The 20,571-nt window shown below is 71.9% G+C and carries 15 protein-coding genes; 2 read left to right on the top strand and 13 right to left on the bottom strand.

Features of this window, described 5'->3' with window-relative positions; all coding sequences use genetic code 11:
* Nucleotides 1–47 precede the first annotated feature (47 nt).
* From ACIG36_RS08040 to ACIG36_RS08020, 5 genes are all read right to left on the bottom strand, one after another.
* Nucleotides 48–2,762, bottom strand: a complete 2,715-nt coding sequence (locus ACIG36_RS08040; protein ID WP_399923759.1) for a GNAT family N-acetyltransferase — start codon at nucleotides 2,760–2,762, stop codon at nucleotides 48–50.
* Nucleotides 2,763–2,841: 79 nt separating this feature from the next.
* The gene (locus ACIG36_RS08035; protein WP_399923756.1) at nucleotides 2,842–3,108 is read right to left on the bottom strand and encodes a HypC/HybG/HupF family hydrogenase formation chaperone; all 267 of its coding nucleotides are present in this window, start codon (nucleotides 3,106–3,108) and stop codon (nucleotides 2,842–2,844) included.
* 5 nt (nucleotides 3,109–3,113) lie between these two features.
* Nucleotides 3,114–5,444: a carbamoyltransferase HypF gene (gene hypF / locus ACIG36_RS08030; protein ID WP_399924023.1), complete on the bottom strand. Its 2,331-nt coding sequence runs from the start codon at nucleotides 5,442–5,444 to the stop codon at nucleotides 3,114–3,116.
* 5 nt (nucleotides 5,445–5,449) lie between these two features.
* On the bottom strand, nucleotides 5,450–5,956 hold the full coding sequence (locus tag ACIG36_RS08025) for a hydrogenase maturation protease (protein ID WP_399923753.1): 507 nt from the start codon (nucleotides 5,954–5,956) through the stop codon (nucleotides 5,450–5,452).
* A gap of 555 nt (nucleotides 5,957–6,511) precedes the next feature.
* Nucleotides 6,512–7,384, bottom strand: a complete 873-nt coding sequence (locus tag ACIG36_RS08020; protein WP_399923750.1) for a universal stress protein — start codon at nucleotides 7,382–7,384, stop codon at nucleotides 6,512–6,514.
* A 181-nt stretch (nucleotides 7,385–7,565) separates the two neighbouring features.
* Here ACIG36_RS08020 and ACIG36_RS08015 point away from each other — a divergent pair, with 181 nt between their 5' ends.
* Entirely contained in the window at nucleotides 7,566–8,249 is a 684-nt protein-coding gene (locus tag ACIG36_RS08015) for a pyridoxamine 5'-phosphate oxidase family protein (protein WP_399923747.1), read from the top strand.
* A 31-nt stretch (nucleotides 8,250–8,280) separates the two neighbouring features.
* The gene (locus tag ACIG36_RS08010) at nucleotides 8,281–10,851 is read left to right on the top strand and encodes a cation-translocating P-type ATPase (protein WP_399923745.1); all 2,571 of its coding nucleotides are present in this window, start codon (nucleotides 8,281–8,283) and stop codon (nucleotides 10,849–10,851) included.
* 20 nt (nucleotides 10,852–10,871) lie between these two features.
* Here ACIG36_RS08010 and ACIG36_RS08005 read toward each other — a convergent pair whose 3' ends face one another.
* The 8 genes from ACIG36_RS08005 to ACIG36_RS07970 all read right to left on the bottom strand — a co-directional run bounded on the left by ACIG36_RS08005 (nucleotide 10,872) and on the right by ACIG36_RS07970 (nucleotide 20,571).
* Nucleotides 10,872–11,684, bottom strand: coding sequence for a DUF5710 domain-containing protein (locus ACIG36_RS08005; RefSeq protein WP_399923742.1), 813 nt, complete (start codon nucleotides 11,682–11,684; stop codon nucleotides 10,872–10,874).
* Nucleotides 11,685–11,765: 81 nt separating this feature from the next.
* The gene (locus ACIG36_RS08000; protein WP_399923739.1) at nucleotides 11,766–12,422 is read right to left on the bottom strand and encodes a potassium channel family protein; all 657 of its coding nucleotides are present in this window, start codon (nucleotides 12,420–12,422) and stop codon (nucleotides 11,766–11,768) included.
* Nucleotides 12,419–13,078: a potassium channel family protein gene (locus ACIG36_RS07995; RefSeq protein WP_399923736.1), complete on the bottom strand. Its 660-nt coding sequence runs from the start codon at nucleotides 13,076–13,078 to the stop codon at nucleotides 12,419–12,421. Before ACIG36_RS07995 ends, ACIG36_RS08000 begins: the two co-directional genes overlap by 4 nt.
* Nucleotides 13,075–15,894 (bottom strand): cation-translocating P-type ATPase, encoded by a 2,820-nt coding sequence (locus tag ACIG36_RS07990; RefSeq protein WP_399923734.1) that lies wholly within the window; start codon nucleotides 15,892–15,894, stop codon nucleotides 13,075–13,077. The genes ACIG36_RS07995 and ACIG36_RS07990 overlap by 4 nt, the downstream gene beginning before the upstream one ends.
* A 244-nt stretch (nucleotides 15,895–16,138) precedes the next feature.
* On the bottom strand, nucleotides 16,139–17,032 hold the full coding sequence (locus tag ACIG36_RS07985; protein WP_399923731.1) for a hypothetical protein: 894 nt from the start codon (nucleotides 17,030–17,032) through the stop codon (nucleotides 16,139–16,141).
* Nucleotides 17,033–17,262: 230 nt separating this feature from the next.
* A complete protein-coding gene (locus ACIG36_RS07980; RefSeq protein WP_399923728.1) occupies nucleotides 17,263–17,418 on the bottom strand; it encodes a hypothetical protein in 156 nt (51 codons plus the stop codon).
* Nucleotides 17,419–17,647: 229 nt separating this feature from the next.
* Entirely contained in the window at nucleotides 17,648–19,066 is a 1,419-nt protein-coding gene (locus ACIG36_RS07975) for an NADH-quinone oxidoreductase subunit N (RefSeq protein WP_399923725.1), read from the bottom strand.
* On the bottom strand, nucleotides 19,063–20,571 hold the full coding sequence (locus tag ACIG36_RS07970) for a NuoM family protein (protein WP_399923723.1): 1,509 nt from the start codon (nucleotides 20,569–20,571) through the stop codon (nucleotides 19,063–19,065). Before ACIG36_RS07970 ends, ACIG36_RS07975 begins: the two co-directional genes overlap by 4 nt.

The raw sequence follows: 20,571 nt of genomic DNA, 5'->3' as shown, positions 1-20,571 counted from the left end.
CGCACGCCGAGCGAGCCGGGAGAGGGCGGGCCATCCGGGCGCGGGGCTCAGCGCAGACGTCGCAGATACGGGTCGTACGCCTGGCGGGGTTCCAGCCGAACGCGGGCGTCCAGCGCCATGACACCGTCCGGGCAGGCCACCACCGGATTCAGGTCGGCTTCGGCGAGCTGGGGGAGGTCGCAGGCCATCCGGGACAGGCACAGCAGCAGCCGTTCGAGAGCTCCGAGGTCGACCTGGGCTCCGCCGTGGCGGCCCGACAGGAGGACGGAACAGCGCGGGGAGGTGATGAGGTCGTCCAGGTCGAAGGTCGTGAGCGGGGCAAGGCGGGCCGCGTGATCGGCCAGCACGTCGGTGGCCGTACCACCCTGGCCGAAGAGTACGAGCGGGCCGAAGACCGGGTCCTGGACGACGCCCGCCACCAGTTCCAGGACGTGCGGGGCCTGGGGCTGCACCACCACGCCGGAGAGCCGGTCACCGAAATGGGCGACGAGGTCGCGGTAGGCGGCCCGTACGTGCCGCTCGCCCTGGAGGCCGAGGCGGACGGCGCCCTCGCGGGTTTTGTGCACGAGACCGGGCCAGTGGGCCTTGAGTACCACGCGTCCGTCCGGCCCGGCCAACCGCTCGGCCGCCGCCACGGCGGTCGCCTCGTCGCACACCCACTCCCAGGCCACCTGCGGGATGCCGTACCGGCTGAGGAACCGTGCACATCGGACCGGGTCGAGCCAGCCGCCCTCCGGCCGTTCGGCGAACCACTCGGCCACGTCCGCCTGTGCCCCTTCCACGTCGACGCCGGACGGTTCCGGCGGCAGGTTCTGCGGGCGGTTCCGGCGCCGGGCGTAGGCTGCCGCGTAGGACAAGGCGCGGGCGGCATCCTGCGGATCGGCGTACGCGGGCACGGCTCCACCACGCTCGGCCGGCAGCAGATCCACGCGCGCGGGCCGGTCCACCAGGACGAGAGCCGTCGTGCACGGTGTTCGTGCCGGGGCGTGGGTGAACGCCCGCACCAGGTCGTCGCCGGTGGCCGTGCCCAGAGCCGTCGGGACCAGGACGCCCAGCACGGCGTCGACGTCCCGGTGGGCCGCCAGCAGATGCACGCAGGCACGCAGCCGGTCTTCCGGGACGGCGGCGGTGGCGTCGACTGGATTGCCGACCGCCGCGCCATCCGGCAGCAGCGCCGCGACCTCCGCCGCCAGTTCCGGCTCCAGCGGCCGTACGCTCAGCCCGGCCTCGCTGCACGCGTCGGCCGCCAGCACGCCCACGCCGCCCGCGTTGGTGACCACGACGACGCGGTCGCCAGCAGGCAGCGGCTGGGCGTGCAGCAGCGCCATCGTGTCCAAGAGCTCCCCGATGGTCCGGGTGGCGATGATGCCGGCCTGATGGAAGAGCGCCTGCCGGGTCATCGTCGGTGTTGCGGCAGCGGCAGTGTGCGAGGCGGCTGCCCTTCGCCCGGCCTCCGACCGCCCTGCGTCCACCGTGAGCACTGGCATGCGTTTGCTGACCCGCCGTGCCGTCCGGGAGAACGCACGGGGGTTGCCGAACGACTCCAGGTGCAGTACCGCCAGATCGGTGCGTCCGTCCTCCTCCCACCACTGGAGGAGGTCGTTACCGCTCACGTCGTACTTGTCGCCGAGCGAGACGAAAGTGGATACGCCGATACCCAGCCGGGACAGCCCGTCCAGCAGGGCGATGCCCACGCCGCCCGACTGGGTGGCGACCCCGGCCGTGCCCGGAAGCGGGAAGCGGGCGGCGAAGGTCGCGTCCAGCCGGACGTCCTTCTCCGTGTTGGCCAGGCCCAGGCAGTTGGGCCCGACGACGCGCATGCCGTGCCGGCGGCAGGCCGCCCGGAGCCCCGCTGCCTGGGCCGCGTCGAGCCCGGACGTCACAACCGCCAGTGCCCGCACTCCGCGCGCGCCGCACTCCTCGGCGACGGTGGGAACCGCGTGCGCCGGTACGGCCAGCACAGCCAGGTCCGGGGCATCGGCGAGGCCGGAGACGGTGGGGTGGCAGGGCAGGCCGTCCAGGGCGGGACCGTGCGGGTTGACGACGTGCACCGGGCCGGTGAAGCCGTTGGCACGCAGGTTTCGCAGGATCACCCGGCCCACGGATCCGGGGCGGTGGCCGGCGCCGACGACAGCCACCGACCGAGGCCGGAGCAAGGGCCGGAGGCTCGCGACGTCGGCGGTGCGCCCGCGTGTGTCGAGGGCGGTCAGATAGTGCTCGTCCGGCGTCAACGCCACCCGAATGTGGATCTCCGGCCCCTCGAAGCGCCGTCGCACGGGCAGCCCGAGGTCGGCGAAGACCCTGATGACTCGCATGTTCTGGCTCAGCGCGTCGGCCGTCAGCTCCTGGATCCCCTCGGCCCGAGCGAGGTCGACGAGATGTTCCAACAGCAGCGTTCCGACGCCGCGGTGGTGCCACTTGTCCGCCACGGCGAGGGCGACCTCGGCGACTGTCGGTCTGCCTCTGGGCTGATCGGTGGATGTCGCGTGATACTCGGCCAGCCCCACCACGTCACCGTCCGCCTCGGCCACCAGCGCCCGGTCTCCCGGCCCGGCGCCCAGGCACAACGCGTCCGCCGCCTTCTGCGCGACGAGGGGGCCGGTGGAGAAGAAGCGCAACCGCAGGTTCTCGGGGGACATGCGCTCGTACAGCCGGAGGACCGCCGCACGGTCCTCCGGCACGACAGGTCTGACCCGCACGGTCGTGCCGTCGGCCAGCAGCGCGTACACCGCAGGGGCCGGCGACTCCGGGGTACGGGTCATGGCACGGTCGCCTCCTCGCCTTCCAGCATGGCCCGCGTCGTGCGGGGACGCATGGGGCCGGGCGGGCACTGTCCCTACGTCAGCGGGAGCGGGGCAGCGGCTCCCCGAGTTCCCCCTCCACGGCGTCGGCCATGGCCCGGAGCACTTCCAGGGTTCGCTCCGCCTCGGCCTCGTCGACCGTGGTGATGGCGAACCCCACGTGGATCACGACGTACGTACCCACGGCGGCCTCGGGTGTGTAGGCCAGGCACGCCTCGCGGCGGACCCCGCCGAAGTCGACCGTGGCCATCCGTAGCCCGGCACGGTCATGGATCTCCACCACCCGGCCCGGAATGCCCAGACACATCGCCGTCATCCTTCCCGCAGGCGAGCCGCGGCCACTGCCGCCTGCCCGTAGCTGATTCCCCCGTCGTTGACGGGCACGGCACTGCTCACCAGCACCCGCAATCCCTGGTCCTCGAGCAGGGCTCTCGTCTCCGTGAGAAGACGCGCATTTTGGAAGCAGCCACCCGAAAGACAGACGGTCCCCGGCGCCCCGGCTGCCACGGCCCGCTGGACCAGGCCGGAGGTCACCTCGGCCAGTGTGCGATGGAAGGCCGCAGCCAGCGCGCCTGTCTGCTCGCCGGCCACGGCGCGGTCGAGCAGGGCGGTCAAGGTGGGGACAGGGTCGTACACCCACAGCCCGCCGGCCCGCGCGAGGCGCCAGGGGAGGGCTTCGACGCATTGGTCCCCCGCCGCCGTCTCCAGGGCGACGGCCGCCTGCCCTTCGTAGGTGGCGTCGTCGCACAGGCCGAGCAGGGCGGCTGCGGCGTCGAAGAGGCGCCCGGCGCTGGACGCTCGCGGACAGTTGACGCCCCGTCCGACCATCGTCCGGACCACTCGGGTCTCGCCCGGCGCGAGGCGCCGCTCGAACGCACCGACCAGGGAGGGCGGAAAACCGGGCTCGCCGAGCGCCTCGGCTCCGTACAGGTACCCCAGGACCATACGGGCCGGCCTGCGCACGGCAGCCGCCCCGCCGGGCAGGGGAGCCGTGGCGAAGCGCCCCACCCTGCGGTAGCGGGCGAGATCGGCGATCAGGATCTCCCCGCCCCACAGCGTGCCGTCGTCACCGAGGCCCAGTCCGTCGTAGGCCACCCCGAGGAAAGGACGGTCCAGCCCGTGCTCGGCGGCGCAGGCGGCCACGTGCGCGTGATGGTGTTGAACGGCGATCCGCCGCCCGGCGGGCCGGGCCAGTGCCCACTGGGTGGACAAGTAGCCGGGGTGCGGGTCGTGGGCCACGACCTGGGGTTCGATCCCGGTCAGCCGTACCAGGTCGGCGCAGGCCGCTTCGAAGGCGTCCAGTGTGCGTGCGTCCTCCAGGGTGCCGGTGTGCGGTCCGAGCACGGCGTGGGTGCCTTCCGCGAGCGCGAAGGTGTGCTTCAGCTGCGCACCGGCTGCCACGACCGGCCGGTCGGCCAAGACGGGGATCGCGAGCGGGGCAGGGGCCAGACCACGGGCCCGGCGCACGGTCAGGACCGTACGGCCCACCGGGCGCACCACCGAGTCGTCGTAGCGGGCCCGGATGGGCCGGTCGTGGACGAGGAAGCCGTCGGCCACGCCCGCCAGCGTCTCCCGGGCCGACGCCTCGTCGATGGCGATGGGCTCCCCCGAGCGGTTGCCGCTGGTCACGACCAGCGGCCTGCCGAGGTCGCGCAGCAGCAGGCGGTGCAGCGGCGTGGTGGGCAGGAACACGCCGAGCAGGTCGGTTCCCGGGTGCACGCCGGGTGCGATGCCGGAGCCCTGGCGGGCCGGCGCCAGCACCACGGGCGCGGCTGGGGACGTCAGCGCCGTCAGCCTTGCGGAGGACATTCGTGCCAGTTGCCGGGCGGCGGCAGCGTCGGCGGCCATGACAGCGAACGGTTTGGCCGGCCGCCGCTTGCGGTTGCGCAACTGCTCCACGGCCTGTACGTCGGTGGCATCGCATACCAGTTGGAATCCGCCCAATCCTTTGACCGCCACGATGCCGCCGCTGTCGATGACCGACTCAGCAGCAAGGAGGGCTTCCTCGCCGGTGAGGTTCTCCCACTCCAGGCGGGGGCCGCAGTCGGGGCACGCCACCGGTTCGGCGTGGAAGCGCCGGTCTGCGGGGTCGGCGTATTCGGCGGCACACGCGGCGCACAGCGGAAAGCGCCGCATGACGGTGCGCTCACGGTCGTACGGAAGGTCTTCGATCACGGTGGCGCGCGGCCCGCAGTCCGTGCAGTTGACGAACGGGTAGCGGTAGCGCCGGTCGGCGGGGTTGAACAGTTCGTGCAGGCACGCTTCGCAGGTGGTGACGTCCGGCGGGATCTCGCGGGGGCCGGGTCGGCGCCCGTCGGTCCGGGCACTGGCCCGGACGGTGAAGCCCGAGCTCGGTGGCGGAAGAGGGCCGGACAGGTCCGCCACCGCCAGGCGGCGGATGTCGGCCAGTGGCGGCGCCTCCGCGCGCAGCAGCTCGACAAGGGTCTGCACCGCTGGTGGCGGCCCGGCCACGGTCAGCTCGACACGCCCGTCGGCGTTGAGAACCCACCCGTCGAGCCCCAGCCGCGTCGCCAGCCGATGGACGAAGGGACGGAAGCCCACGCCTTGAACCCTGCCCGAGACCGTGATCGTCCGGGCGACCCGGCCCGGGGCCTCCGAGGCGGTCGTCGAGCCTCCGGGCACCACCCTCACAGCCGCACGCTCCGGGGTCTGGCGAGGTGGCGGGCGATCTCCTGCTGGACACGTTCCGTGAGGGGCTCAACCGCAGCATTGACCGCTGGGGTCAGCCCCGTACCCAGGGAACCGTCGGCTCCTTCGACGGCGTAGACGATCAGGCGCCGGGGCATCCGGTCGAGCGCACGCGCCAGCTCGACCGCCTCGCCCAGGCCGAGCCCGTGACTGCTCGCTGTGCCCGCCGGCCAGGCCTTGTACCCGTCCAGTTCCAGTCGGTGGATCCTGCCCGGGTGCCCCGGGTGGGCATGGGCGGCGTCCACGACCACGGCCAGCTCCGCGCCTTCCCACAGCCCGATCAGTCGGCCCGGTTCTCCGTCACTGCACACAAGCCGGATGCCGGCCGGCAGGCCGCCGTGGGCCGCGTGTTCCCGCAGCCGGGCGACGACCATGGGCCCTACGCCGTCGTCGCGCCGGAACTCGTTGCCGACCCCGATGACCGTGATGTGGCTGGAGACCGCCATGATCCGCTCCCTGTGCTCAGCCCTCTCGCCCGTGGTGCCTCCACCCTCGCCGAGACACCGTCTGCGTGCTCGGGACCGAGTACCGCCCTTTCGGAGCAAGGAGCCGTGAGATCACTTCGTTTCCTTTGACTGAGTCCCATCAAGGCGGTTCCGCTGAACGATGCTGTCTTGGCCCGTCCGGGTCATGGCGTGACAGTGTGCCGGAGGCCGTCCGCCCCAGCAGCTGGGCGGCGCTGTCGGCCGACGCTTTACTTGTACGAAGTCCCCATGGCCCTGTCCTAGGACTCGGAGCCGCTGCTCGGCCTCGCTTTCACCGGTGATGTACGAGCTGTGAGCGGCGGACCCGGCCCGGTACGCGGCGCACTCGTCTGGACGACGCCAGGAGACGATCCACCGCCGACCTCGCCGCGTTGCCGGCCGACGCGCGGCGGATCACCTGTTGCCCCGAGGGCCGTTCCCTCACCGTCGCTCACCGAGCTCGCCGCACGCGTGCACCACCGGATCGAGAGGGAGGTCCTGCGCGGCGCGGGGTGACGTGCAGGGCCGTCGCGGGCCTCACTGGTGCGGCACCACCGCGACGGGGCAGCCCGCCCGGTGCAGGGCGGCGTGGCTAACCCGGCCCAGGTGGAGGCCGAATCCGTCCTGCCGGCGGGTTGCTCCGAGTACCAGCAGGTCGGCGTCGGTCGCAGGTCCGAGCAGCACCCGGTGGGCAGGCCCCTCCAGCACCGTGCGCCGGACGGACACCTCCGGGTGTTCGGCCACTGCCGCTTCCAGCACCTCGTCCAGGACGGCGGTCGCCTGCTCCTCGTAGGCTCGGGCCCCCGATTCCAGTGCGCTCATGGGGTCCGTCGTCGGACTGCGCCAGGCCCGCACGGCATGCAGTTCGCAGCCGCGCGCGGCTGCTTCGCGCAGCGCGAAGCGCACGGCCGTGGCGGCTTCGTCCGCCGGGCCCACACCGACGACGACCCGGTGGCTCAGGCCCCGGATGTTGCGCTCCTCACCCCGTACGACGATGACCGGGCAAGCGGCGCGGCCGGCCACGGCGAGACTCACCGATCCCAGCAGAAACTCCTTGACAGCTCTGTGGCTGGAGGAACCGGTCACCACGGCGGTTGCCTCGCGCGACTCCTGCACCAGCGCGTCCGCCGCATCGTCCGGCACCATCACGACATGGACCGGCAGGTCGGGGGAGAGCTGCCGGGCGCGCTGCTCGGACGAGGCGACGATGTGCTGAGCCGCCACTTCCTCTGCTGGTCGTTCACCCGTGAAGGAGGGCACTGCGCCTTCGTAACGCTCCCACAGTGATGCGTAGACCACGCGCAGGGGGAGGCGGAAGCGGGCTGCTTCCTCCACTGCCCAGTCGAGGGCCGCGAGGCTGCCGTCCGACCCGTCGACGCCGACGACCACGGGGTGCTCCACTGTGCTCACCGCCTTGCCGGTATGCCGGACCGTTCGTCGGCCCATGCCCATCCCCCGCATCCATCCACCATCCCTCGCCGCCGCCGACGCGGCACGTCAGGACACGCCCGGCGTCCGGAGTGCGGCCAGTGACCGAGCTGGGGAAGATGAGACGGAAGATGCTGCTGCGACAAGGAGGCGGGAGGCGGCCATGGCCACGGAACCAGGGGACGAGGCTGGCTCTCCTCGGCTACGCCCCGGCAGCGACCTCGGCCGGCGTGTGGCCCAACGCCGCGCGGAGCTGGGCCTCACCCGCGAGGAGACGGCCGCCCGTGCCAGGATGGACCCCGGCTACCTCGCATATGTGGAGTCCCAGGCCGGTTCCGTCTCGCTGGAGGCTCTCACCGGGCTGGCGAACGCACTCGAGACCTCGGTCTCCGCCCTGCTGGGTGGGGGAACCGAGGAACCTCCTGGGAGAGGGCCCCTGGCGCGTAGCCCGGTGCTCGAGGAGCTGTCGCTTGCGGAGTGCTGGGAGAAGCTCGCGGCGGGCGGTGTCGGCCGGGTGGTCTTCTCCAGGTCGGAAGGACCGGAGGCCGCGCCCGTCAATTACCGGTTCGCCGGTGACGCCATCGTTTTCCGCACGGCCGCCGGAGGCGCGCTCGCGAGTGTTGTCGGCGGTGAGGTCGCCTTCGAGGTCGACAGGATCGACGAGGCGCGCAGTGAGGGGTGGAGCGTTCTCGTTCGGGGGGTGGCCGAACCGGTCACCGATCCACAGGAGCAGCAGCGCCTGCGGGACACCGCCGACCCGCAGCCTTGGGCGGGCGGCGAACGGGACACCTGGGTGCGCATCCCGCTCGGCACGATCAGCGGCCGCCGCATCCGCAGCGGCCTGTAGACCCGGCCGGGGCCGGGGAGACGACCTGCTGGTGACGACGCCACCGCAGAACCCCCAGGGTCTGACCGAGTCGGAGGCGGCCGACCGCCTGGCCCGCCACGGCCCCAACGTCGTCACGTCCGTCCGCCCCACACCGGTGTGGCGCCGGGTCCTCGCACAGCTGCGCGACCCGTTGATCCTGGTGCTGCTGGTCGCCATGACGCTCACCATCGCCACCGGTGACCTCGTTGACACGTCGATCATCGGGATCGTCATCGTGGCCAACAGCGCGGTCGGTGTCGCGCAGGAGGTGCGCGCGGAACGGGCCGTGGCGGCACTTCGGGCGCTCAGCGCCCCGGTTGCCCGTGTGCTGCGTGACGGCGCCGAGCGCGAGGTCAACATTGCGGACGTCGTACCCGGCGATGTGGTGCTGCTGGGCGAGGGTGACATCGTTCCCGCCGACGGCTGTGTCGTCGAGGCGGCCAGGCTCTTGGTCGACGAGTCCTCACTTACGGGTGAGTCCGTGCCGGTGGCCAAGGAGACATCGCCGGACGACATGTCCGCCGGGGTCGTGTCGGCGGGGACGGTTGTTCTTCGGGGCCGTGGCCGCGTTGAGGTGACGGCGACCGGTGCCGCCAGTGCCACGGGCCGGATCGCCGCCCTGATGGCTGCGCCGCCCGGCCTCACCCCGCTCCAGCACCGGCTGGCGCGCTTCGGCCGCGCCCTGGCCCTGATCGCCGTCGTGCTGTCCGCCGTGGTGCTGCTCGGCGGGATCGTGCGCGGGCAACCGGTGGAGCTGATGGTGGTGGCGGCGATCAGCCTGGTCGTCGCGGCCGTCCCCGAGTCCCTGCCTGCTGTGGTGACGCTCGCCCTGGCCCTGGGCGCCCACCGGATGGCCGGGCGGCACGCCATCGTCCGCCGGTTGCCGGCCGTCGAGACCCTGGGCTCGATCACCGTACTGGCCACGGACAAGACCGGCACCCTCACCGAGGGCCGCATGGCCGCCCAGCGGTTGTGGACCCCGGCGGGTGGTGAAGCCACTGTCTCCGGCGTCGGCTACGCGCCCGAAGGGCGTGTGGAGCGGGACGGGTCCGTCCTCGGCGCCGACCAGGCACCCGACTTGGTCGAACTGCTCACGGCGGCGGTACTGTGCAACGACGCCGCGCTCCGACCGCCCGATGCCGACGACATCGCTTGGACGGCGCTGGGTGATCCCACAGAAGCCGCCCTGCTGACCGCCGCTGCCCGACTCGGCCTGGATATCGCGGAGTTGCGTGCCGGCATGCCGCGCGTGGACGAGATTCCATTCAGCAGCGAGCGTAAGCGCATGATCACGGTGCACCGTCGGCCCGACGGGCAATGGAGGGTCACCTGCAAGGGCGCGCCCGAAACCGTCCTGTGCGGGCACCTCCTTGCCGAGGGCGATCCGGAGTCGCGCCACCAAGCCCTGGCGCGGGCGGGAGAGTGGGCGCGCGAGGGCTACCGGGTGCTGGCCGTGGCCACGGCCGACAGGGCGGACTCCCCGCCGGACGACTGGGAAAGCGGCCTCGGTCTGCTCGGGCTCGTCGCGATTCTCGACCCGCCGCGGGAGGCCGCCGCCGGAACGGTCGCGGCGTGCCGGGCGGCGGGCATCACGCCCGTGCTTGTCACCGGAGACCACCCGCTGACCGCCGCAGCCGTCGCCCGGCGGCTGGGCATCGCCTCAGCGGAGGAGGAGGCTGTCACTGGTGAGGGGATCCGAAGCGGAACGGCTGGGGACCCAACGGCGGTGCGCGTGTTCGCCCGTACGACACCGGAGCAGAAGCTCGGCATCGTCGAGTCCTGGCGGGGCACCGGACATGTGGTGGCCATGACGGGCGACGGTGTCAACGACGGGCCGGCGCTTCGACGGGCCGACATCGGCGTGGCCATGGGGCGGCGGGGGACGGAAGTGGCCAGGCAGGCCGCGGACCTGGTCCTGGCCGACGACGACATCGGCACGGTCGTCGCCGCCGTCGAAGAGGGACGCCGGGTCTACGCCAACGTCCGGCGATTCCTCCTCTACGCCCTGGCGGGTGGCAGCGCGGAGATCCTGGTCATGCTCGCCGGCCCCGCCCTGGGGATGGTCCTGCCGTTGCTGCCGGCCCAGATCCTGTGGATCAACCTCCTCACCCACGGCCTGCCCGGGGTGGCGTTCGGCGCCGAGCCCACCTCCGGCGACTCCATGCACCGGCCGCCCAGACCACCGGAGGAGAGCGTGCTGGGGGAGGGGCTGTGGGCGCGCATCCTCACACTGGGCACTCTCATCGCGGCGGTCACTCTGGCCGTGGGGTACTGGGCACACGGCACGGGCCGCCCCTGGCAGACGCTGGTCTTCCTGGTCCTCGGCGCCACCCAGCTGGGCGTCGGCCTGGGCTCCCGGGCCCGGCCCGGCACCCTGGCCAACCCCTTTCTCCTCCTGGCGCTTGCGGCAGCGCTGGCACTGCAGATCGCAGGAGCGTATGTGCCGCTCCTGCGCGGACTACTGGACACCCGGCCCACGGCCCCGCCCGATGTGGGCTTCGTGGGCGCGGCGTTCGCGCTCGGGTACGTGGCTATGCGCCTGCAGGCGTGGCTCGTGCCGGAAGGCGGCAGGGCTCGGTGAGCCCGGCCCCGGTGCACGCCTCAGACGCGGCGTGCACCGCGGAACAGGCTACGGACGAAGGCCGAGGGCGCGTCCTGCCGGGGTACGGACGGGGGTACCGACGGCATGCCCCGCGTCGCCGAGGGCGTCCCGGCGGCGGCTTCGGAGGCCAGCGTTGCCGCCGCGATTCCGCGGCGGTCCGGTGCGTCCGGCGGGGGAGTGACGGTGATGCCGGCTTCCGTGAGGATGCTGAGGTCCAGGCTCCAGTTGAGGGACGAGCGCTGCTCCCATAGCGTGAAGGCGGCGTCGACGTGTTGCCGGGCCTGTCCCGGGCTCATCCCGGTGACGTGCACCAGGTGGGCTAAGGCCTGTGCCTCCAGACCGCGGAGCTGGGCATAGCCGAAGTGGGTCACGGTGTGGCAGTCGGTGCACAGGCAGATCAGGCGCCTGAGCGTCTGCACGCGGCGCGTCTCGTCGTACGTCCACCGCTCATGTGCCTCCAGCCACCGCTTGGCCCGGCGGTCCTCTTCCGCTCCGCAGGCTTCGCAGCGCATGCCGGCCCGGCGGGTGATCATGCGGCGCAGGCGTTCCCAGTCGCGCTGGGCGACGCAGGAACGGACGTTGGTGAACCAGCAGCTGCTGGGCACCAGGTCCACGAACAGCCCGCTGCCGAGCGTACGGTCCTCATCCGGCAGCAGGTCCGGGACGTCCGTAGCGGCCGCCCACGGGGCGAGGGCGGCCATCCCCTCGCGCGGCGCGTACCAGCGCTTGGCGGCAGGATCCCAACGGGCTCCGGCCGCCTTCGCGGCGTCCTTCTGCGCGTACGGAACGTCCAGCCATATCCGCTCAACCACCCTGGTGGCCCTTCCCTGTCGGCGATGCGGTCACGCTATCGGCACGGCTGTGTTCCTCGCCGGCGTTCACGAGACCTTCCCTTATTGGAAGGCGGCGTGAATCTCACGTTCCGACGCCTCGTGCGAGACGAGCAGGACCTCATCCCCCGACTGGAGCACCAATCCGGGAGCGGGATCGGTAGGTTGGCCGTCGCGGATGACGGTTGCGACGACCGTACCGGCGGGGAGCGGGACGTCGCTCAGTGCCCGGCCGGCGGCCCGGGACTGTTCGGTGAGGGCCGTCTCGATCACGTCGACCCCGGCTTTGCTCAGTCGCAGCAGGGCCACGGTGTCGGTGGCCGCCGTGGCCTCCTCGATCAGCGATACCAGGGGTGCGGCGGCCGGGAGGGCGATGTCGACACCCCAATTCCAGTCGAACAACCAGGCGTTGTCGTCATCGTTGACGCGGGCGGCCACGCGGGGCACCGAGAGGTGTCGCTTGGCCAGCAAGGCGATGACGAGGTTGGTGTCGTCCTGCCCCGTCGCGGCGACGACCAGGTCGGCCGTCCGGGCGCCGGCGTGCTCCAGGACCGCCGGCTCGCAGGCGTCCCCACCGATCAGGCCCGCAGCCACCTGACCCTGCAGCTCGGCGACGCGCTCCTCGTCGGCGTCCACGAGCGTCACCTGGTGGCCGGTGGCGACCAGGACCTGGGCGATCTTTGTGCCGAGCCGGCCGGCTCCGGCGATCACGACCTTCATGTCCCCAGCTCCTTGTCGAGGAAGGTACGCAGCCGGACCAGGGACTTGGCGGCGACGGCGAAGGTGACCACGTCGTGCGCCTCCGCCAGGGTGCCGTGGGCGGGTAGGAGGGAGTGCCCGGCGCGGGTGACTTCCACGACGCGGATCTCTCCATCCACGTCGAAGTCGGTGACCGGCCGGCCTGTCAGATAGTGGGGGAGGGCGGAACTCACCAGGACTGTCTCGCCGTTGCCGAAGGTGAGCTCCGGCTCGAGGTGCCGGTGCAGCAGCATGCGGTGGATGCGGTCGACCGTCCAGCTGACGCTGGCGATGGTCGGGATGGCCAGTTCGCGGTAGAGGCCGGCGCGCCGCGGGTCGTAGACGCGGGCGAGGACCAGCGGCACCCGGTAGGTCTCCTTCGCCGTGCGGGCGCAGACGATGTTGCTGTCGTCGCGGGAGGTGACGGCGACGAAGGCGTCGGCGTGCTCGATGCCGGCGGATTCCAGGGCGGTGCGGCTGTAGCCGTTGCCCACGTGGAAGCGGCCGGAGAAGTTCGCCGGGAGCAGGCGGCGGGTGCGGGCATCCTGGTCGATGACGTGGACGTCGTGTCCTTCGGCGACGAGCCGGGTGGCCAGCGTGGAACCGACCCTGCCGCAGCCGACGATGATCAGCCTCATCTGTGTGTTCCCTCTTCGGCAAGGGTTTTCCGACGTCGCAGCCACCATTTCCTGGTCTCTTCGGCGACCAGGAGGAGCAGCCCGAGGCAGGCGAGCACTGCCCAGTCGGCGGGACTCAGCGGGGCGGTGTGGAAGACGGCTTGCAGAGGTGGTGCGTAGCTGATGGCGGCCATCAGGGCGATGCCCAGTGCGCCGGCGGCCAGCAGGCGGGGGTTGGAGAACAGGCCGGCGCGCAGCACGCTCTGCCGTTCTGTGCGCACCGCCAGGGCGTTGAAGAACTGGCTGACGACGATGCCCGCCTGGGTCATGGTGATCGCCTCCCGGTAGACCGGGTTGTCCGAGGTGAACGCGGAATAGGGAATCCCGGCGGAGTTCACGCGCCAGAAGAACACGGCACACACGCCGATCGCCTGGATGGAGCCGAGGAAGAGGAAGCGCCGGACGACGTCGGTGGAGAAGAGCCGTTCGTCGCGCGAGCGGGGTGGGCGCTGTATGACGTCCGGCTCGGGCGGCTCGGTACCGAGGGCGAGGGCGGGCAGGACGTCAGAGCCGAGGTCGATGGCGAGGATCTGCACGGCGCTGATGGGGACGAGCGGGAAGCCGGTGAAAGTGGCGGCGAGGATGGGCACGAGCTCGGCGATGTTGTGGCTGAAGAGGTAGACGAGGAACTTGCGGATGTTCTGGTAGACCGAGCGGCCCAGCCGTACGGCGACGGCGATGGAGGCGAACGAGTCGTCCAGCAGCACCATGACCGCCGCCTCGCGCGCCACGTCCGTCCCGGACGCGCCCATGGCCACGCCGATGTCCGCGTGCTTGAGGGCGGGTGCGTCGTTGGCGCCGTCACCGGTGACGGCCACCACGTCGCCGCGCTGCTGGAAGGCGGTGACCACCCGCATCTTGTGCTCGGGGCTGACCCGGCACAGCAGCAGCTCCCCGGACTGCGCCAGCAGCCGGTCCAGGTCGTGGTCGTCCATGGCGTCCAGCTGGTCCCCGGTCACCACGGTGGGGTGCGGCGTACGGACGATGTCCACCCGCCGGGCCACGGCTTCGGCGGTGAGCGGGTGGTCGCCGGTGACCATGACGATGCGGATGCCGGCGGAGCGGCAGGCGGCCACGGCGGCGCTGACCTCGGGGCGGGGCGGGTCCAGCATGCCGACCAGCCCCAGCAGCGTCAGCCCGTTCTCGGCCTCGTCTTGTGTCGGCCGGGGGCCGGAGACGGTACGGGCCGCCACGCCGAGCACCCGCAGGCCCTGCCCGGCGAGTTCGTCGGCGGCCGCGGCGACGGCGGCGCGGGTGTCGCCTGTCAGGGGACCGGGCGTTCCCTGCCAGTCGATGTCGGAGCACCGGGACAGCAGCTCGTGCGGTGCCCCCTTCACGTAGGCGCGGTGTCCGTCGACGCCCGGCTCCGCACACACCACGCTCATCATCTTGCGCACCGGGTCGAACGGATACTCGGCCGTACGAGGTGTGGCGGCCTCGCCGGACACCGGGTCGAGGCCGGCTTTCGCCGCCGCGACCAGCAGGGCGCCTTCGGTGGTGTCACCCAGCACCCGCCATCCCCGGTGGTTGGACGGCGGCATCAGCCGGGCGTCGGAGCAGAGTGCCGCTGCCCGGAGCAGTCCGTGCACCTGGCTGTCGCCGGAGACCTCGCCCACGGGCGCGTATCCGACGCCGGTCACGGTGTGGGTCACGCCGCCCGCCCAGACCGCCACGACGGTCATCTCGGCCTCGGTGAGGGTGCCAGTCTTGTCCGTGCACACCACCGTGGTGGAGCCCAGTGCCTCCACTGCCAGCAGCTTCTTCACCAGCGCGTGCCGACGGGCCATGCGCCGAACCCCGACGGCGAGCGACACCGACAGCGTCGCCGGCAGCCCCTCGGGCACCAGCGCCACCATCACCCCGAGCGCGAACACGAATGACGAGACCAGCGACTGCCCGGTCGGCAGGCGCACGGCGAACAGCACGGCCCCGGTGGCCAGGGCCGCCACCGCCACCCGGCGCGCCATGACGGCCACCTGCCGCTGCAACGGCGTGCGCTGCCGCGGCGCCGCGGCAGCCAGACGGAAGATCCGCCCGAACTCCGTCGCGGCACCGGTGGCGCAGACAACGGCCTTGGCCGAGCCGACCACCACGTCCGTCCCCATGAAGACGGCGTTGCGGGCTTGGAGCACCGGCCCGGCGGCCACCGCCTCGGCCGTGCGAGTGACCGCGTCGCTCTCGCCCGTCAGCGCCGCGTTGTTCACCGACAGGTCGTAGGCCTCCACCAGCCGGCAGTCCGCCGGCACCGCGTCCCCCGCCTCCAGCAGCACCACGTCCCCGGGAACCAGCTCCCGCACCGGCACCTCCCGCCGCTCCCCGCCGCGCAGGACCCGGCAGGCGTGGGGGACCATCGCCTGCAGCGTCTCCGCGGTCCGCTCGGCCGCGTACTCCTGCAGGAAACCGATGACCGCGTTGAGCACCACGACACCGAGGATCGCGACGGCCAGCTGCAACGTTCCGCTGTCGCGCGGAGTCTGCAGCCCCCAGGCCAGAAAGGTGATCGCAGACGCGACGATCAGAACCACGGCAAACAAGTCGGTGAACTGGGCAGCCAGCTGCCGCCAGGGCGCTCTCCGAGCAGCGTGCGGCAGCTCGTTCGCCCCATAGCGCACGGCACGGGCCGCCGCCTCGGTGTCCGAAAGGCCGCCGGGATCGCCGCCCAGAGCGGCGAAGACGTCCGCCGGCGGCAGAGTCTGCGCAACGGGGCCGCCCTCGGGCGACGGTGTTTCGGAACCGGGAACGTCCCCGGGCCGCAGCAGGCCCGTGGTGGCAGGCATCAGAGCCTGCTCCGGCGGCTCAGGGTGCCTCGGCGCACGGCACGGACCACGTCGATACCTCCTTCGGGCACACCCTCGCAGGCGAGGGCTCGGAGGACTTGGAAGGCCGAAGGGAAACAGCGGACGAGCACCCGTTCGCCGGACGGGTACCACGGCGGCTCTGGCCGAGCATCTTCAGCGTGTGTGCCGCTGACAGGGGCACACGTCCATGAGGAACCGAGAGTGAGTGCCCCCGCTTGCTGGATCAGCCGCCGATGGTCTCCCGTTCGAGGGCGCGACGCAGCTGTTCGAGCTTCGGGGGCAGAAGGTCGGCGAGCCCGTAACGATGGCGTCCGCTGTTGTAGCTGCGGATCAGCCCGCGCTGTTGCAGAGGCATGCCCTGACGACGCCGGGTGTACGACATGTCGTCCCGCGGCGTTCCAGCGTGGTTGTGGGCGAGCGAGACCCAAAGCGCCTCGGCACTGCCCTCGAGGGTCTCGGTCAGCTCCGCGCGCATGGGCAGCCAGCGGTCGAGAGCAGCCCGGCTCAGGGGCGACAGGGGCATGGTTTCAGGGTGCGGCGGGGCGTCCGTGCCGTGCTGTGGACGGCGGAGGACCACAATGCTGCGGCCGTCCCCTGACACGTGGTCGATGCGCTGGGCCACTAGCTCGCCGGCCCGCGCACGGGTGTCGAGCATCACTGCCAGTACGGCGAGGAGGCGTGCCTGGCCGGGAGACCGAACCTTCGACACATCGCGGTGCAGTCGGCGTCGCAGGGAACGGAGCTGCTCGCTCTCGGGGACAGGTTTCAGCGCGACAGGTCCCGTGATCTCCATGGCGATCGCCGGGAGTCCCGCTGCCAGGCGGATGATCTCCAGGCAGGCCAGCCGGGCCGCGTTCGTCGCCTCCGACGTCGGTGGCTTCCCACCGTCCACCAGGCGGCTGCGCAGCGCGCCGGTCTCCGCCACCTGGACGTAGAGCCGCAGAACTGCCTCGTCGAGGAGCTGCGGCAGCTCTCTCCCAGCTTGGCCGGGCAGCACGTCCTGCTCGAGTGCGGCGGTCAGCTCCTGACGCACCATGCCGAGTTGACGCTGGCGTGACGTTCCTACTGCCAGGCCGCGGACGAGCTCGTCGAGAACCGCGATGGATAGGTATGACACAGAGGCATTGTGCTGCAATGAGCAGTGAGGGTTCCTAGTAACAGGCCCTGAGAGGTCGTGGTGGCCGCGAAATCGGCTCGGGCACCGGTCGGCCGGTGGTCTTGGCGCGCATCAGGGCGCCGGTCCGGCGGGTCTGCCGGGCGGCATCGCCATACAGGTCGCCATGTCGCCCCGGTTCCAGGAACGGGTTGCTGATCATGCGCTGCGCCCCCGCCGGGGGTGCGAGCGGATCAGCTGTGCTCAGCAGCGACCTGCTGCAGCCAGCGCCGTGTGTGGCGGCGGCTTGTCAGCAGCACCACCGTGGCGTGTTCTGCGGCGTATTGCTCGATCTTGGTCATGACACGGGGCCGCAAGTTGCGCCGGTACGTGGCGACGTACTTGATCACGCCCCAGTGGATCGCGCCGCTGATGGCGGTGGGACGGAGGCGTCGGTGCCGTCGACGAGCGGGCCGGCCTGAACAAGGACACCGGGTCGCCATGAACAGCGGCTACGGCGACCGGAACGCCGGCTGGGCGGCCTGGAAGGCGGGCAGCGCGCTCAAGTAACCCCACAGTCGGATGCACGGGTGCGAGCTCCGCCCCCGTGGGCTCCACCCGTGCACGCTTCCGTTCCTGTCAACCGGCCAACCCCCCGCCGAACAGCGCCAGGACGGGTCCTGCGGCGATACCCAACGCCAGGGACGCGGTCGCCGCGCCGTAGGCCAGCGCGCTGGGCGGGCGGATCGCCGGCCGGGGCCCGGCGGCGGCTCGCCCCAGGACTGCGGGGGCGATCCAGCGCAGGTAGTAGAAGAGGGATGCCACCGTGTTCACGGCCGCGACTACGGCCAGCCACGCGAATCCCCCGTCGAACGCGGCGCTGAACGCCTCGAGTTTGCCGATGAAGACGGCGGTCGGAGGGGTGCCTACGAGGCCCAGCAGGCAGACGATCAGGGACAGGACGAGGGCCGGGTGGCGTTGTGCCGCGCCTCGGTAGTCGTCGATGCCGTCGGCCTCCGGGAGGGCGCAGACGACAGCGAAGGCTCCGAGGTTGGTCATCGCGTAGCCGGCCAGGTAGAAGAGCAAAGCCTTCTGCGCCAGTTCGGCGTGCCCGGCCACCGCTACCGGCATCAGGAGATAGCCGACCTGGCTGATGGTCGAGTACGCGAGCAGTCGTTTGACGTCCTGCTGGAAGAAGGCGCCGAGGTTGCCGAGTGTCATCGAAGCGGCGGAGAGCACGGCGACGAGGGTGGACCAGGGGAACGACGTGTCCGCCAGGGGGCCGACGGCCAGCCGGTACAGGGCCGCGAGAGCGCCGATCTTCGGCACCGTGGTGAGGAAGGCGGCGACGGCGGCGGCACTGCCTTGGACAGCGTCCGGCACCCAGAAGTGGCTCGGCACCCCGCCCGCCTTGAACAGCATCCCGGCGAGCAGCGCGACCGCCCCTGCGGCGACCAGAGGCTCAGGAGCGTGCGGGAGTTCCGTACGGAGCATCGCGTACCCCGTTCCCCGGCCGGCGGCGAAGAGGAGGGTGATGCCGCCCAGCATGACCACGCCGAGCAGCGCGCCGACCACGTAGTACTTGAGGGCGGCCTCGGTGCCCGGTCCGTCCTTGCGGAATCCGGCCAGGGCGTACGCGGGCACGCTGGCGAGGAGGTAGCCGGCGGCGAACAGCAGCAGATCCTGTGCCGCGGCGAGCATCAGCGTGCCCAGTGCGGAGAGCTGGACGAGTACGTACCACTCGCTCTCCCTGGGCAGGGCGCGCACGTCGACTGCTCCGAGCGCCAGCACCACCAGGGTGCCGCCGAGGATGACGACGCGCGCCGTGTTCGTCACGGCGTCCACCGCGAAGGCGCCGCCGAACGCGGTCATGCGCGGCCCGGACGCGGCGACGCCTGCCGCCGCGATGCCCCCGGCACACGCGGCGCCGGCGAGTACGCCGACCACCCATTGACGGTGCCGTGGCAGCCAGGCTCCCACCAGCAGACCGAGCACCGCGCTCGCGGCCAGCAGCACCTCGGGGAGGAGATCCAGGGGGTTCTCGTTCATCCCCGTCATCGGCCGAGCAGCTCCAGAACGCCGGCCGAGGCGGGCTCGACGACGTCGAGCAGGAAGCGGGGGAGCAGTCCGATGACGACGGCCAGGGCGAGCAGGGGGAGGAGGGCGGCACCCTCGTGGGCCCGGATGTCGGGGAACGGGCGGTCGCTGCCCGGCGCGGCCGTCGGCAGCCGCAGCGGTCCGAGGAAGACCCTTTGCAGTGCGCGCAGCAGCAGGCCGGCGGTGAGCACGATCCCGAACAGCGCCAGCCCGGTGGCCACCGGCCGCGGGCCGAGGCTGCCCGTGAAGATCTGGAACTCGGCGATGAAGCCGGAGAAGCCGGGCAGGCCGAGCGAGGCGAAGACCGCCACGCCCGTCAACGCGGCGAAGACCGGCGCCCGCGAGCCCACGCCCGAGTACGCGGACATCTCGTACGTACGCCCCCGCTCGTAGAGCACACCGGAGATCAGGAACAGGGCCCCGGTCAGCAGGCCGTGGCTGACCATCTGGACGACCGACCCGGTCACCGCCAGACGGCGCGCGTCGTCCTGGCCTCCGCCCAGGGTTCCCGCCGCCGCGAGCGCCAGGATGATGTAGCCCATGTGGTTCACGGACGTGTAGGCGACCATCCGTTTGAAGTCGCTCTGGGCGAGAGCGACCAGAGCGCCGTACAGCACGGAGATCAGCCCCACGACGACGAAAACCAGGGCGTAGCCGCGCCATTCGCCCGGCAGCATCGGCATGGCGATGCGCACGAACCCGTAGGTGCCCATCTTCAGCAGGATGCCGGCGAGGATGGCCGAACCGACGGCGGGCGCCTCGGTGTGGGCGGGCGGCAGCCAGGTGTGGAACGGGAAGGTGGGCGTCTTGACGGCCAGCCCGACGCTGACGGCCAGCAGGACCAGGCCGCCGTACACGGAGCGTCCGGCCAGCGGGTTCTGCCGGGTCAGCTCGACGATGTCGAAGGTGTGCGGGGCGGCGGCGAGGTAGAGGCCGATGAAGCCCAGCAGCAGCGCCAGCGAACCGATGAAGGTGTAGAGGAAGAACTTCAGCGCGGCGCGCCGGGCTCCCGGGTGCCCCCATCCGGCGATGACGAAGTACATCGCCACGATCGACAGGTCGAAGAAGAGGAAGAAGAGGATCAGGTCGAGGGCGACGAACAGCCCCAGACACGTGGTCTGGAGGAACAGCAGGAGTGCCGCGAACTCCTTCACCCGTCTCCTCTCGCCCAGTGCGTACAGGGCGCAGGCAAGGAACAGCACGCAGGTCAGCGCCACGAGAGGCAGAGAGAGCCCGTCGACACCGACGTGGTAGCCCACACCCGCGCTGGGGATCCACCGGGCGCGCTCCTCGGACTGGACGCCGCCGTCGTTCCGGTACCCGGCCCATACCGCGAGGGCCAGCGCCAGGTCGGCCGTGGACGCCGCGATCCATGCGCCGATGAATAGCAAGCGCGGTGCGCGGTTCGGTACGCACAGCAGCAGTGCCGCGACGGCCGTGGGCAGCAGGACGATGACCGAGAGCAC

The sequence above is a fragment of the Streptomyces sp. NPDC053048 genome (genome assembly GCF_044547045.1).
Classification (GTDB): Bacteria; Actinomycetota; Actinomycetes; order Streptomycetales; family Streptomycetaceae; genus Streptomyces.
The sequence above is the reverse complement of the archived record's forward strand: the minus strand, read 5'-3'. Positions and strand labels throughout refer to the sequence as shown.

Coding starts and splice junctions, on each gene's coding strand:
- ACIG36_RS07995 (WP_399923736.1), bottom strand. CDS start 13,078: ATGAGGCTGATCATCGTCGGCTGCGGCAGGGTCGGTTCCACGCTGGCC.
- ACIG36_RS08015 (WP_399923747.1), top strand. CDS start 7,566: ATGGCCACGGAACCAGGGGACGAGGCTGGCTCTCCTCGGCTACGCCCC.
- ACIG36_RS08035 (WP_399923756.1), bottom strand. CDS start 3,108: ATGTGTCTGGGCATTCCGGGCCGGGTGGTGGAGATCCATGACCGTGCC.
- ACIG36_RS07990 (WP_399923734.1), bottom strand. CDS start 15,894: ATGCCTGCCACCACGGGCCTGCTGCGGCCCGGGGACGTTCCCGGTTCC.
- ACIG36_RS08000 (WP_399923739.1), bottom strand. CDS start 12,422: ATGAAGGTCGTGATCGCCGGAGCCGGCCGGCTCGGCACAAAGATCGCC.
- ACIG36_RS07975 (WP_399923725.1), bottom strand. CDS start 19,066: ATGACGGGGATGAACGAGAACCCCCTGGATCTCCTCCCCGAGGTGCTG.
- ACIG36_RS08040 (WP_399923759.1), bottom strand. CDS start 2,762: ATGACCCGTACCCCGGAGTCGCCGGCCCCTGCGGTGTACGCGCTGCTG.
- ACIG36_RS08025 (WP_399923753.1), bottom strand. CDS start 5,956: ATGGCGGTCTCCAGCCACATCACGGTCATCGGGGTCGGCAACGAGTTC.